9 protein-coding genes and 2 pseudogenes are annotated in these 14418 nt (G+C 53.5%); 2 read left to right on the top strand and 9 right to left on the bottom strand.

Annotation, left to right across the window (positions count from 1 at the left end; translation table 11 throughout):
• Positions 1 to 32: 32 nt before the first annotated feature.
• Positions 33 to 1139 (bottom strand): annotated as a pseudogene (locus tag N018_RS28750) (FIST signal transduction protein); the annotation flags it as partial.
• A 185-nt stretch (positions 1140 to 1324) separates the two neighbouring features.
• Between N018_RS28750 and N018_RS24740 the strand changes: the two are divergent.
• Positions 1325 to 1807, top strand: a complete 483-nt coding sequence (locus tag N018_RS24740; RefSeq protein ID WP_025391018.1) for a hypothetical protein — start codon at positions 1325 to 1327, stop codon at positions 1805 to 1807.
• Positions 1800 to 3485, top strand: a pseudogene (locus N018_RS24735) (alpha/beta hydrolase); the annotation flags it as partial. The gene N018_RS24740 and the pseudogene N018_RS24735, both read left to right, overlap by 8 nt.
• A gap of 181 nt (positions 3486 to 3666) precedes the next feature.
• On the opposite strand, the gene N018_RS24730 reads toward N018_RS24735, so the two are convergent.
• The 8 genes from N018_RS24730 to N018_RS24695 all read right to left on the bottom strand — a co-directional run bounded on the left by N018_RS24730 (position 3667) and on the right by N018_RS24695 (position 14137).
• Positions 3667 to 4275, bottom strand: coding sequence for a DUF1963 domain-containing protein (locus tag N018_RS24730; protein WP_051476189.1), 609 nt, complete (start codon positions 4273 to 4275; stop codon positions 3667 to 3669).
• Between the two features lie 6 nt (positions 4276 to 4281).
• Positions 4282 to 7182, bottom strand: a complete 2901-nt coding sequence (locus N018_RS24725) for an RHS repeat domain-containing protein (protein ID WP_025391017.1) — start codon at positions 7180 to 7182, stop codon at positions 4282 to 4284.
• Positions 7183 to 7334: 152 nt separating this feature from the next.
• Entirely contained in the window at positions 7335 to 7928 is a 594-nt protein-coding gene (locus tag N018_RS24720) for a hypothetical protein (RefSeq protein ID WP_025391016.1), read from the bottom strand.
• A gap of 13 nt (positions 7929 to 7941) precedes the next feature.
• A complete protein-coding gene (locus tag N018_RS27845) occupies positions 7942 to 9411 on the bottom strand; it encodes an RHS repeat-associated core domain-containing protein (protein ID WP_418903494.1) in 1470 nt (489 codons plus the stop codon).
• A gap of 310 nt (positions 9412 to 9721) precedes the next feature.
• Positions 9722 to 10441: a hypothetical protein gene (locus tag N018_RS24710; RefSeq protein WP_025391014.1), complete on the bottom strand. Its 720-nt coding sequence runs from the start codon at positions 10439 to 10441 to the stop codon at positions 9722 to 9724.
• A gap of 13 nt (positions 10442 to 10454) precedes the next feature.
• On the bottom strand, positions 10455 to 11672 hold the full coding sequence (locus N018_RS27055; RefSeq protein ID WP_025391013.1) for a PAAR domain-containing protein: 1218 nt from the start codon (positions 11670 to 11672) through the stop codon (positions 10455 to 10457).
• Positions 11669 to 12280 (bottom strand): DcrB-related protein, encoded by a 612-nt coding sequence (locus N018_RS24700; RefSeq protein WP_025391012.1) that lies wholly within the window; start codon positions 12278 to 12280, stop codon positions 11669 to 11671. Before N018_RS24700 ends, N018_RS27055 begins: the two co-directional genes overlap by 4 nt.
• Before the next feature lie 21 nt (positions 12281 to 12301).
• On the bottom strand, positions 12302 to 14137 hold the full coding sequence (locus tag N018_RS24695) for a type VI secretion system Vgr family protein (RefSeq protein WP_025391011.1): 1836 nt from the start codon (positions 14135 to 14137) through the stop codon (positions 12302 to 12304).
• Positions 14138 to 14418 lie beyond the last annotated feature (281 nt).

Genomic DNA, 14418 nt, shown 5'->3' with positions numbered 1-14418 from the left:
ACTGGCGTTTCACCGAACACACCATTCATACGGCCCAGTTCGCTGCCGTTGTTCAGGCGACGCAGAATGCAGTCGCTCAACAGGCCAAGCAACGGCTTGCCGGACTTGCCTTGCAGAAAGCGCGCGAAGTCCTTGCGCGTGGTATCGATCATCGACGTTCGCTTGACCATCACCAGCTCTTCGCCGGGCGCGACGTCGCAGAACAGATGCACCCGCTCGCTCTCGTAATCGATACGCGCAATCGAACGCACGAACAGCTCTTCGCCCACCCGGATGGCGAACGAGTACTGCGCCAGCTTGCCTTCCAGTTCATGCCGTTCGCACTTCAGCGCGTCACACAGCGCCGCTACCATGGTGGCGATCTCGCCTCTGGAATTGACCACCTGGCTGATATAGCGCTCCTCCAGCGATGCCGTCAGAACGCTCATGCTCAGTGGCGTAGCCTCAAAGTTCTGGCTCTTGAACACGCCGAAGCGCACGTTCTTCGCGCTCTTGAGAAACACCACCTGCGCGTGGTTTTCATAGCTGCGCTTGCCGTCGTGGATCAAGGTCTTCTTGAAATCGCCTTTGCCACCCGCCGAGCCACCGACGAACAAGCACGGAAAACGGCCCGACTCGTACAGCGCTTCCATGAAGAACGACTCCGACGCGGACAGGCCGTCGAACGTGACGTAGGCCAGCGTATCCCGATGGTCGATAGGCGTACTGACCTGCGTGCGCTTGATCGAGTCAGTCAGCCGCGCAATCCGCTCACTCATCGACAGGCGCTTGCCCGTGCCGCGAATGTCCTCGCTGTGCAACGGGATATGCACCATCTCCGCGCTCGTGATCACGCTGGAGTCGAACAGTGCCAGCACGATCCGGTCCCACTGATTATCGGCAGCGCAGTACAGCGAGTCATTGCTGGAGCAGAGTTCGCCTGATGTCGTACACAGACTGATCTTCGCATTGGGAAAGCGCGTAGCGACCGCCCGCGCAACCTGATCGAAATCCACGTGCGGCGAGACGAAGCCGGTCAGGTAGACCGGATCGAAACTCAGGCTCGACAGTTTGTTATTCAATTCCCGGGCTGACGTAATGACACTGAGTACGCCTCCGGTCCGCGACGTGCTAGCCCGAAAACGAGATAGAAAGCTCATGGTTGAGTCCGTAAGAAGAAAAACAGAGGCCGGAAAAGGCCGATATCATTTAATCGGCTGCTGACGGGTTCGGGTTAGCCTGTTGGGCGATGAATTTTGCCTATCTGCCCAGTTTCGGCCACGTGTCAGGCATCACCCATAGCCGCTACACTCGCCGTCCCACAAGGATGCCCCAAGGACCTGCAATGCCATTCTCATCCGACACGCTGCGCCGTAAGCTGGTGATCTGGTTATACGCTGTTGCAGGCGCCCACTTGCTGGGCAGCCTCGTGTTCACCTGGGCAGGCTTTTCCGGCTTGCTCGACGGCTACCTGACCACGCTCGAACAGGCGTTCTGGACTGAAGCGGTTCCCGCCGCTGCCCGCGCGCAACAGGTCTGGTGGATGGCCCTGTTCGGCGCCACCCTGCAAACGTATTCCGTGTACATGCTGGCGCTCGTACATCTGGGCAACCGCCTGAAAAGCGCCATGCCGTGGGGCTGGCTGATCGCAGGCCTTCTGCTCTGGGCGCCTCAGGACATCCTGATTTCGGTGCGCGGCGGCGTCTGGTCGCACGTGTGGCTGGATCTGGCGGCGTTGATTGCGTTGCTGCCGCCGTTGGGTTGGTTGTATCGCCACGATCGCGGCACTTCCGCAGCCCACGCATCGAAGGAGCCTCGTCATGTCTGACTTACCGCTTATGTACCTGCTGGCGGGCAACGGCAGTAGCGCCGAATGGTGGGACGACGCGCTACCGCATTTTCAGCACCATCAGGTCGTGCCGCTGGAACTGCCAGGTTTCGGTAGTAATCCCCAGCCACCGTGCGAAGATCTAGCAGCCTACGCTGATGCATTGCTGGCGGCGACGCTGCGAGGCAGCTCAATCGTTGCCGTGGGCGTCAATGCACTGTTGGTCATGCATGCCTTGCAGCGCGAGCCGGGGCACTTCTGCAGAAGTGTGTTGCTGGCGCCCGTTGGGGCCTTTCTGTGGCAGCGGCGCTTGCCTGCGTTGATGTCGCCGCTGCCGATTCGCAAGACCATCCACTGGCTGCTGTCCAACAAACCCAAGCTGTTTGCGCACAAGTTCTCCAGACAAGCCTGGCCTGCGGCGCACTATCAGCGCATGGGGGAAGGTTATGCACGCTGCCGTGCCTTCGTGCCGTATTGGGACCTGTTGCGTGCCGACACCGCGCTACCGTTGCTGGAATGGGTTCAAGATCCAATAGAGCTGGTCTGGGGCGATCAGGACAAGGTGCTGGGCATCGACCAGGCTGCGGCGTGGTCTGCCATTCTGGCGCGTGCCGATCTGACCATCAGTTTGAAGGCGGGTTGGGGTCATTACCCGTGGATCGACTCGCCCACCGAATTTGCGCATTGGCTGGAGTCGGGTGAGCGTGGATTTGTCGCGCACACCAAAGGTGGCCGTCTGCGTCTTGCGGCCATCGCCGGGCAACCGGTGCCAGATGCGCTGTCGCTGATGCCGGGCGCTGACTCGGCCTTGCCCGCGTTTCTGGCCAGCCAGCCGGAGGCTATCTGGGCTGTGCGCTCGTCCAGCTTCGGTGAGGATCAGGCCGATGCGGCCAATGCCGGTCTGAGCACTACTTTTCTTCGTGAGCCCAGCTACAACGTAGCCGCGCGCGTCGAAGAGCTGCACAACGCTGGCGTCGAAGAGGTCGTGGTGCAGCGCTTCATCACGCCGATGCTTTCCGGGATCGCCTTTGTGCGTCACCTGTCGGTCGAGCTGGAGTGGGTTGAAGGGCATCTGGAGGCGCTGGCCGACGGTCAGGCAAGCCCTGAGCGAGCGATCATTTCTCGCCTCGGCGCAGCCTGGAGCAGCGCCAGCTTCAAGCCATCCCACGGTTTGACTGAGGAGGTGCTCTGGAACTTCCTGCAGGGCGTTCTGCGCGTCTTCCACTGTGTGCCGGGCGACGTTGAGTGGGCCTGGGATGGCCGCCAGCTGTGGCTGCTGCAGTACCGTCCGATCAGTGACTACGGCTGGCGCCGCCACCTGACCGCCGCCAATATTGCGGAGATCCTGCCGCCACAGCCCAGCAGGCTGGTCGAGTACGCACAGCGGCGTGCCGCAGGCAGCATCCCGGCAATCATGGCGTGTTGGGATTCACGGGTGTTGCAGGACAACGAGCCATTCACCGCACTGTTTGGCGCTGCTTCCTACATCAACAACGACCTGTTTCTTGCACGTTTGGCTGACTGGGGCATCGCCTCCAGTAGTTACGCCGATGAGGTTGGTGGCGCGACCCCACATCTGCCTTGGCGACCGTTGCGTTTGTTGCGCTCGTTACCGGTGTTTCTACGGATGCAGCGCATTGCGCGAGGCCACTTGTTGACCCTGGAAAAGCAACTTCATGGCCGACAACATGGTGCACGAAACGCTAGTTCGCTCAGACACCGCTTCTTAAAGAGTTTGACCTCGTACTTTAAGAGGCGGCAACGGAGTTCAACTGTAAAGCCACCAAGTTTTTAAAAAGCAGTAATCCGACATGTTTGTCTAGCCGGTAGTTACCCACTCACTAATGCCTAATAATTAATCATGCTGTATGTACAAAGAACAGCCCACTACCTGAGCCATCTTTTTTCAAAAGAAGGCATCCGACAGCATCAGTCAAATAAAATATATCCTTAAATGGCTCTGGAAAATCTGAGGAGTATAGCTGCATCACAAACTCGTACTCTTCCTGCAACTCTGGAGGTAAAGCTACTCCATTAGGTGGGGTGTTCGTAAGCATTGAGAATACTGGGTACTCGTCATTCCCAACTTCTCTTTCTTTAAAGTCTGTGTGTACTTTCGGAACTGATTCAGTCGGACTAACTATTTCAGAATCAGAATTCCCCATAATTACTAAGGTGTAGCCACTCAGTATCAGCTCTAGCTCAGACGTATCGCCACTGTACGTAACGTTATCGAGAAAATAATCAGAGCGACTGTAAGTTGAAAAGACATACAGTACACCTTCCTCGGGAATCGAGTTGAAACCAGAATATTTTTTGAGGTTAGCGCACTCTATAGTGGCAATTAACACAAGGCTTTTTCCGTCGGGATTAGCCGGCCAAGCATTTAACCTTGCTGAGCCGCCACCTATGATAACGCTAGAATGCTCAACGTTGTCCGATAAAATAATTTCTTTAACAAGAACCATGTTTGATCACCCACACCCATTAAGACTGCTATGAAATTTCTTGGCCATTCTTCTTAATTCTTTTACTCTAGACTTAGGAACTCCACTCTTCCTTAGCGCGCCTGATGTGATGTCTAGCTCACGCTTTACAGATGATGCAAATTCATTCCTACCCAAACCTTGGCTCTCACGTATTTGCGTCTCATGCCAATGAGCACCACCAATACCTCTTGTATCTTTCATTGGGCCTCTAGTGTGATGATCTAGATCCAGCGCAATAGATGGATTTCCTGGAAGCCTAGTACTCTTCTCCGCGAGATTCTGCTGGACGAGATATTCGTGACGGAGGAGTTCGTGCGCTTGCAAACCATCTCCAATGTGAGTTGATCCGTTAAGTCCTCCATAGGTACCTAATTCAAAAAGCGTAGCTAAACCTTGCGGATCAATCCAGCCGATTGCACTCGGAGCATATTGATAAAGATTAAGCCCACCCAGCAACCCAATCGGATCCTGCGTAGTAAACCGCCCAATCTCCGGGTCATAATACCTAAACGTGTTGTAGTGCAGCCCCGTCTCGACATCAAAATACTGCCCCTGAAACCTCAGGTTCTGCTCAACCTCGTTCACCACCAGCTTTTCAACAGCCCCCCACGCCCGGTACTTCGCCTGCCAGACGATCTGCCCTTCAGCATCGGTCATCTCCAGCGGTGTGCCGATCTGGTCGGTGTGGAAGTAGTAAACCTTGTTCTCTACCTCGCCTTCTTTCTGATCCACACGGGCCAGCGGCGCATAGCTGCCGGGCTCGTAGAGATACAGGCTACTCTGTCCCGGACTTTCCTCACGCAGCATCCGCAGGCCTTGCCAGAGGAAGCGTTTGTGGTCGGTGTGGCCTTTGATCTCGGACTGCTTGGCAACTCTTCGACCCAGACTGTCGTACTGATAGCTGCTGGTGCTTTCCACCTGTGTGTTGGCCATGGTTTCGGTTCTGACCAGGCGGTTTTCGCAGTCGTAGGTGAAGGTTTGCCAGCGCACGATGCCGACGGTTTTCTCTATCAGGTTGCCCCAGGCGTCGTATTTGTATTCCTGGTTCGCCCATTGTTTCAGGCGGTTGTCTTTTACGTGATCAAAGCGGCTGGTGTTGAAGTTGAGGCGGTTGGCGGCGGCGTCGTAACGGAACTCTTCGCCGTCGACCACGCGGCCGGTGTTGCGCGCCAGCAACTGGCCGTTGGCTTCGTACTCGTACCGGGTTTCGCCGCGCAGTTTGTCGAGGGTGCGACTCAGTTCGCCGGCCGGGTCGTACTCGTAACGACGATGGATCGGGTTGTAGGCGTGTTCGACGTAGCGCTCTGGCTTTATGAGCGGGTTCTGGATCTGCGACAGCTTTTCAGCGGGCAGGGTTGTGGCGTACTGCCAGGCCTTGCGGCCCATGCTGTCGTAGCCGAAGCAACTGGTCAGCGTGCCTTGGGTGCGATAGATCTCGCGGTGCAGGTCATCGCGTTCCATGTCGCTGATCAGTTGGCCATCGAGGTTCAACTGATGCAGGTGACCACTGCCGTAATACAGGTGGTTCAGGTGCTGGCCGGTCGGAAGGCTCAGCGTGGTCAGGTTGCTGAGTGGATCGTACTCGTAGGCCAGCGCGCCTTGCGGGGTGGTCTCTTTGACGAGGCGGCCCAGCAGGTCGTAGGCGAAGTCGATCTTTTCAGCGGCGACGCCGAGTTTTCTGCCGGTGTCCGTCGGTTTGCGCTCGATTGACAGAAGTCGGTCTCCGTCGTCGTAGGCATAGTCCTGACGCGCGTCGTCGTTTAGTTTGGCCAACAGGCGACCTATCGGGTCGCGCTCCAGATGGGTGCTGCGCCGTGGCTGTTCGCCTTTCTCGCCGTAGCCGATTTCCTCGACCTGTGTCAGGTGCCCGCCAAGGTTGTAGCTGAAACGGCGAGTCAGGTTGTCGATGCGTTTTTCTTCGATCAGACGGTCAGCGTTGTCGTAGGAAAAGTTGTAGGTGGCGTTGTTTTCGTTGGTCAGGGCGACGAGGCGAATGGCCTTGTCGTACTCGTAGGTGATGGTCTGCCCTTTGGCATCCTGTCGCCACTTGGGCAGGCCCCGGCCGTTGCGCAGCAGTTGGGTGGTCTGGCCCTTGCCGTCGGTGTGGGTCAGCACTTGGCCCAGTTCGTTGTAAGTAAAGGTTTCGCTAGTGCCGTCCGGATGATTGATGCGCAGCACTTCGCCGTCGGGTTTGCGCTCCAGCGTAGTGGTGTTGTTCAGGGCATCGGTGACGGCCACCAGATGGTGGCGCTCGTCATAGCGGTAAAAGGTGCTTTTGCCCGAACAGTCCTGAAAGCGCTGGACCTGCGCCAAGGTATTCCACCACAGGTATTTAGACTTGAGCGTCGGGTCGACGATGGTGTGGGGCAGGCCATCGTCGCCGTTGAGGTACTCGGTCTTGTGTCCCAGTGCGTCGATTTCGGCGACAAGGTTGCCTTTGGAATCGTAGCGGGCCTTCCAGATGCTGCCGTCGGGGTAATCGACCTGGGTGATCAGCGTGGTCAGGTGGTGATACTGGTAACGAATGCTGCGCCCCAGCGGGTCGGTTTCCTTGAGCAGCCGGGCGAACTCGTCGTACTCGAAGAACAATTTATTGCCGTCGGGCAGGGTCAGGCCGGTCATGTTGCCGGTGTCGTCCAGCTCGATGGCGTAGTGATCACCTCCATAGTCGCGGCTTGAGGTAACGCGGTGGTCCTTGTTGTAGTGAATCTCCAGCTCGCGTCCCAGTACATCGGTGACCCACGTGGTGCGCGCCTCGCGGTCGTAGCGGAAGTGGAAATGCTCGCCATCGCTGGTCTGGTGCTCGACAACGCGCGGCTGGCCGTCGATGGTTTCCCAACGGTACTCACAGGTCAGGCCCAGTGCGTTGCTGTGGCGGGTCATCACGACATCGGTTAGATAGGGACACTTAAGTAAGCATTATAAAAGATATTAATAGGTAGCTGAGGCAAAGTTGGCAGCTACCTTGATAAGTAATTTTTAAAAGAGCTGTGGGCGAAAATATTTTCTTGAAAAATTAAATATCGAATCTCAAGATTTTAAAAATCATCCCAAGGGGCATATTCATAATTTTCATCTATTTTTTTAAAGGATAGGCCGAATAAACCTTCTTCTATATATGTATCTCGAAATTCACTAGAGCAGACTACTTCGTGTATCTCTTCGAAGTAAAACAAATCTGATTTTATATTTTTCAGTACTACCAGTTTTTCAATACGCTCGTATACCGGTGTATTAGACATTGAGGCGTCAATTTTAGGGTTGGTGTCAAGTATGAATGTCGACATATCTAAATCCATTGCATTTATTCTGTCGGAAGCAACAAAAAAGAAGTATTCTTTCTCGCTAACTCTGCCTTGAATATTAAGTTCAATGGGTCGACTAATATAAGAGCACCTAAGATGATCACAAATTTCCAATAATTTTTTAGATGCTAAGAAATGATCAGGCAGCCAATCTGCATTAATTTTCGGAGTGTCAGCAATTGCACGATAATGAGAGGTAAGTGAACTCTCTACTGGGTTCTCGCTTGGATAGTGAAACGTTGGGAGATCTGGTACCCACTCTAGATCAAAAAAATATGGCGCGCCTTCACCATTCGGTTCATAGCTGATTATATATAGATCTTTCATAATAATATTATCCTCATAACAATCGGCCGGTTATAGTATCTATTTTAAATAGGCCATTCTCAAGGCCTTGCGAAGCCCAAGCCTGAATGTTTTTTACTCCAAGAGCCAAGTCAATATCAGTTAAGCTGCCTAGGTTGTTATTCAGCTTTACTAATTTGTTTTTCACTGCTTCTGTGTATTGGCCGTGATTTGACCAATGCCCTGGCATTCCCGTAGTCTGAGCAAGATTTTTGGAGCCAGGAAGAAAAATACCATTTGAGGCCCCATCAGGATTCCAGCCAATACCTTTCAGTCTACCGAACATGGTTTTGAACTGTGGGCTCTTTATCAACTCTTCCGGCACCAGGTGATGGTTTGCCATTCCATCACCTGGTTTTGCTCCCATATTATTACCCAGCTTGGTAGAGCACCAACCTAGAGGATCAATCCAATTGTTAGGACTGAATGTGTGTAAATATAAGTTTGTGCCTCCTGATAACCCAATTGGATCCTGCGTTATAAACCGCCCAATCTCCGGGTCATAATACCGAAATGTATTGTAATGCAGCCCCGTCTCCACATCAAAATACTGCCCCTGAAACCGCAGGTTCTGCTCAACCTCGTTCACCACCAGCTTTTCAACAGCCCCCCACGCCCGGTACTTCGCCTGCCAGACGATCTGCCCTTCAGCATCGGTCATCTCCAGCGGTGTGCCGATCTGGTCGGTGTGGAAGTAGTAAACCTTGTTCTCTACCTCGCCTTCTTTCTGATCCACACGGGCCAGCGGCGCATAGCTGCCGGGCTCGTAGAGATACAGGCTACTCTGTCCCGGACTTTCCTCACGCAGCATCCGCAGGCCTTGCCAGAGGAAGCGTTTGTGGTCGGTGTGGCCTTTGATCTCGGACTGCTTGGCAACTCTTCGACCCAGACTGTCGTACTGATAGCTGCTGGTGCTTTCCACCTGCGTGTCAGCCATGGTCTCGGTTTTGACCAAGCGGTTTTCGCAGTCGTAGGTAAAGGTTTGCCAGCGCACGATGCCGACGGTTTTCTCTATCAGGTTGCCCCAGGCGTCGTATTTGTATTCCTGGTTCGCCCATTGTTTCAGGCGGTTGTCTTTTACGTGATCAAAGCGGCTGGTGTTGAAGTTGAGGCGGTTGGCCGCGGCGTCGTAACGGAACTCTTCGCCGTCGACCACTCGACCAGTGTTGCGGGCCAGCAGTTGGCCGTTGGCTTCGTATTCGTACCGGGTTTCGCCACGCAGTTTGTCGAGGGTGCGGCTCAGCTCGCCGGCCGGGTCGTACTCGTAACGACGATGGATCGGGTTGTAGGCGTGTTCGACGTAGCGCTCTGGCTTTATGAGCGGGTTCTGGATCTGCGACAGCTTTTCAGCGGGCAGGGTTGTGGCGTACTGCCAGGCCTTGCGGCCCATGCTGTCGTAGCCGAAGCAACTGGTCAGCGTGCCTTGGGTGCGATAGATCTCGCGGTGCAGGTCATCGCGCTCCATGTCGCTGATCAGTTGGCTATCGAGGTTTAACTGATGCAGGTGGCCATGTTCTTCTACGACTATTTCTCGGCGGGAGCTGTAGGGGTCCGCACCAACTGAGGGGGTGTGGGTCGCGAGATCGTAAGTTTGCATCACAGCAGTACCTTGAACGGCACATTGCAAATAAATTTTGCGGAGGGGGCAAAATCGCATCAGCGCCAACACTGCACGATCAATGCGCTCCTGGATTACGGATGCATCACCGCCGTAGCACAAGCTCATCAGATCAGCGCGGTCGCGTAAACTGACCCTTGCCGTCTATAATTTAAAATCAGGAACAGCAAAAATCATTAACCAGAGATATTAAATCAGCTTTAGATATTTCCTCCTCGTCCTCCCTATTGCGTATCAATAAATATTTATCATGCTCAGGAGAAAGTATTTCAATTACTGCCCCCGCCCAATTTGTAATCTCAATAAAACCATTACTGACCCCATTAAGATTATTGATTTCATTTAAAAGCGCGTTTAATCGGAAAAAAACTCCATCTTCAACTACGCCGGCACCCGTTTTAGGATTGTCAAAGTACACACGAATTTTCGGGTGTTTATCTCTCTCCCAATCGAGTGTGGGATTGTAGTGCAGACGTAGTTCTCTAAACTCTTCAGGACTTTCATTCCCTGAAAACTCACACCTGAAGATTGGGAGGCATAAGAATAAATATCTACGATCAATACCGTCAGTGCCTTTTAAATACCCATGATATTCAGAGGGAACTGCGATACCATGAGTAAAGCCGTTAAAAGCTTTTTTAAGTTTGTAAATGGTAGGCTTGTCTCCAGCCAAGTCAGAGGGTGCAGAATCAATAATTTCAATAGCAAGCGAATCATTTTTTAAATTTTCAGAAACGACAAGCAAGTCTTGAGCGCTCGACGACTGCAACCAATAATTGTATGTATAGGTTCGCATTTTATCCTGAAAGAAAAATACATCAGAACGAATCCTGCGTACATCACCAAACTCTTCAAGCAGATCATTTTCCGCAATCACGACACATCCCCCACTAGTTATAATCCGGCCCTACATCCTGTCTGTACCTAACACCGCTCGCGGACATTACACCGCCTTGCCTACTGTTCTCAACTTTTAACTTTAAACTAAGGTCTTTGGTATTATTATAAAAGTCGTTCCTCTCCGCCCTAGTCGAATTGTAACCTTGCTCATTCCAATGTTCAACAACTGGTTTGTTATGCTCAATTGTCAGTCTAGGGTCATCCCTGTATACCCTATCTCCATCAACCGTCATTACTTTACCGGCATGCTTTCCGCCTTCAATCGTATTCGCGTCGAGGACCGCGTCTTTCACTCCAGCTCGGTAGCTACTTGGATATTCTGTTTTCCGATTTAACCGAGTACCCTCCGATGTTTTAACAAACCGTCCATTTGGCCCTCTCGTCGGCTTAGGTGCCACTGTCGGCTCAGTGGCTATGTTCGCCTTAGGAACTATTTTCACATTCCCAAAGTTCGAGCCCAAACCTTGAGTTTTAAACTCATATCGCGCATCAAACCACTTGCCGCCTTTCCCTCCCAGCCCTCCACCCAACAGCGCTCCGCCAAAAGCCATTAGCTTCTGACCATCGGAGCCTTCGCCAAACAGTTTGCCGCCTGCCCAATTACCTCCGAGACCACCCGCGATACCGCCGACCAACCCCGCGATGACAATAACTGGACTCGCCAGCACAAAAGCACTCGCAAGCCCCAGCGCTATTACTGCGCGCTCAATCAGCTCTGGGACTTCAGGATTAATCGCATCGGTTGTCTCCGTGCCACCACCAATAAAAACGTTGCTTGAGCCAGCACTTATTTTCGCATCACAAATAGTTCGATCACCTACGCGAGCTGCGGGTAGGTTGTTGATGTAAACCGAGTCGCTACCTTGAGCGAGGATCTGTGGTGTCCCGCTATGTTGAGTACATACCGCCGTATCAACATGCGCCCGGGCTGCCGGTTTTCCATTGATGTAGACATTTCCGGATCCGGTCTTTATTTGCCCAGCGTTGTGACACGCAAACGAGAGGCTACCGATGAGCTGACCAATACCGGCACCCGTCGCAGCACCAGCACCAACCATTGCCCCAAGTGCGAGTGCACCCAATCCGCCCGTACCGACAACCGCGATGCCGACCAGCACGGCCCCGGCACCAATTGCCAACCCAGCTAGCAAACCACCCAACGCACTGGAGTGTTCAATCGGGTCATCAAGGCGCGCTGCCGCTGTCATATCGGGATAGCCTCTTCGAGAGGCTCATCCGGACCTGGCGACTGCCGCAATTCAAGCGTTTCGACAATTGAGTCGAAGTACTGACGCTCCTCAGCCGTCATACCTTGAGGGTTGTTGCTTGTACCCGTGATTTGCATGAGCAGCGGTTGCCGGTGCTCGTCGTGGTGTAAAAAGATCAACTGCAGTTGATGAACAGGTTGTCCCTGTTGGCGCCAGCGAAACTCGACGCGACGAGCATCCAGTCCAGCCACCACCACCGGAGTGACCGGCTCAATCCATTCGGCGTGCGACAGCGATTTTTTTAACTCGGCCAGCAGTTGCTGAGCCATCGTTTCAAGATCTGCGCCGGGAATAACAGGTGATCTACCCACCACAAGTGAAAACGGGCTAGGCCCGATATCCGTCATGGTGAACACGTGAAAGGTCTTATCCTTGAAGCCTTGGGGGCGAATAAAACTCAGCTCATTGGTATGAAAGCGTTTAGGCACTGGAATAGCATCAAGCGCCTCTTGGGCAAGGCGTTCCTCTTCCAGACGCTTTTCCTCACGAATGCGGTTCTCTGATAGACGATCATAAAAACTTGTACGGCCATCCGTTCGTTGACGCATGCGGCTACTCCTGTCGGTCGCTTATTTGTTTAGGTTGATTTTGGTAGTGCCGTCTATATTTACTGTGATACCGGACAGCGTAATGGTCCCATCAGCGTTCATCACGAGCTTACTGGAGCCCACCTCAAGCGTGATGGATGTGGCCGATTTTATTTTTACTTCACCCTTATCTACTGTCACAAAATACGAGCCTTCTTGGACAGCGATGCTTGTCTCCAGCTTTATAGTTTCGGAGTGCATGCCCTCCACTTTAATGGTCCGGTTACCTCCGACAGTGTGGCTCTCATCTACCTCGATATCGGTGTCCAGATTGCGCTCGGCGTGCAGGCTTACCTGCTCTGCGCCAGCCTTGTCCTCAAAGCGAAAGAAGTTGGCGTTGCCGCCGTGTCCTTTCATGGAACGAGTCAGGAAACCGCTCTGTGTCTTGTTGGCTGGCAAAGACCACGGCGGGGTATTCTGGCTGTTGTAGACGCTGCCCATGATCAGAGGTCGGTCAGGGTTGCCATCAAGGAAGACCACGACAACTTCGTCGTCAACGCGCGGTATTTGGATGCTGCCGAAGCCACCACTGGCGCCGGATTGAGCTACGCGGACCCAGCAGGAGCTTTTGTCGTTGTGCTCACCTTTGCGATCCCAGTGGAACTGGATCTTCACGCGACCTAGTTCGTCGGTGAAGATTTCTTCTCCGGGCGGGCCCACAACGATAGCAGTCTGCGGTCCGGAAATGACGGAGCGATTGGTGGTGAGCTGGGGGCGGAAAACTATCTTTTTGCGTACGCAGGAGAAGGTGTTGAAGTAGCTGGCTTGCTGACCGTTGAGATAATTGTTGTGGCCTTCGCTATCAACAAGAACGAGCAGAAACTGGCGATCCTCAGGCGAACCCTGATCGTGGTCGTAATGCTGCAGCAGTTCGAAGGTATATCCAGGCTTCATGGCGCGACAGTTACTGGCGCCCCGAAAGCTCTTGCCTCTCAACTCAAGCGCTTCAACGCGCAGTCGCAACAGCGCTTCACCTTCATCGTAAGTGCCATGTGTGTACTGGCCGGGGAAGTCGTACACCTCGAAATTTTCGACATCACCCTGCTTATTCAGGCTGTTCATGGTAACCGGCAGCCTGTTGTTCGGCTGACGGTAGTCAAAGGTCTGAACAGCCATCTTTCCTGATTGCAGCTTGCGGTCGCCGTTCCAATCGGTGATGGAGTCGGCGGTCTCGGTAACCGAAGCCGAATGGAAGCGTATCTGGGGCTGTTCCGGCAATGGCACCAGCGTGGTGGAGTCATCGCAGATGATCATGGTGTGGCCTTCGGCGGTGTGCTCGAAGTAATAGAACATCCCTTCTTCTTCCAACAGACGCTGGACGAAGTTGAAGTCGGATTCTCGGTATTGAGTGATGTAGGTATAGCGCTTGAGCGGCTTGCTCAGGCGAAACTCATGCTTAGAGAACGCGGTACACATCGCGAACACTTGGGTAACGACTTCCTCAACCGTATTCCCCTGGAAGATACGTGTGTCGAAGCGGTTCTTCAGCATTGAGAACCAGGGGTTGAGCGTTGCCGTGTATTTAGCCATGCCGCCGTCGCTTCCAGCACTGGCAAAGCGTGTGAGATAGCCAGCGATGTAGCGTGGCGAGCCATCGGCCAGCTCGATCTCGATGACCACATGTTGGCCCATCATCGACTTCAGCTCGACCCCGGAGTCCTGGCACACCAATAGCAGATCAAATTGGTACGCACGCGAAAGACCTTCAGTCCCCCGGAAGGACTCCAGCAGCAGTTCCTGCTCAGGATTGGCGAGGTTCTTGAATTTGAAAAGGCGCCGGTTCTGCGGCGAAAGCATCGCGGCAAGGTCCATCAACATGTATATCTCCTTGAGGGCAGGGAGGCCAGCACCGCCGGGTTTAGCGGCTAACGATTACGAATTGACAAGTCACGGCTTAGGTCTGGTGCTTAAGTATCAATCATTTAGGGCAGTGGATTGACATTAACCACGGATGTGCACCGCGCCCTAAACCTCCGAAAATCTCGTAGGACCAGGGCTACAGATGCATTCCACATCTCGCAAATACTGCAGCGTGCGACCATAAATTAGTGTGAAAGTGCCACTAGCTCAGTAAAAATACCCTACATCTCTCACAAAAC

Source organism: Pseudomonas syringae CC1557 (genome assembly GCF_000452705.1).
Lineage (GTDB): Bacteria > Pseudomonadota > Gammaproteobacteria > Pseudomonadales > Pseudomonadaceae > Aquipseudomonas > Aquipseudomonas syringae_F.
The sequence above is the reverse complement of the archived record's forward strand: the minus strand, read 5'-3'. Positions and strand labels throughout refer to the sequence as shown.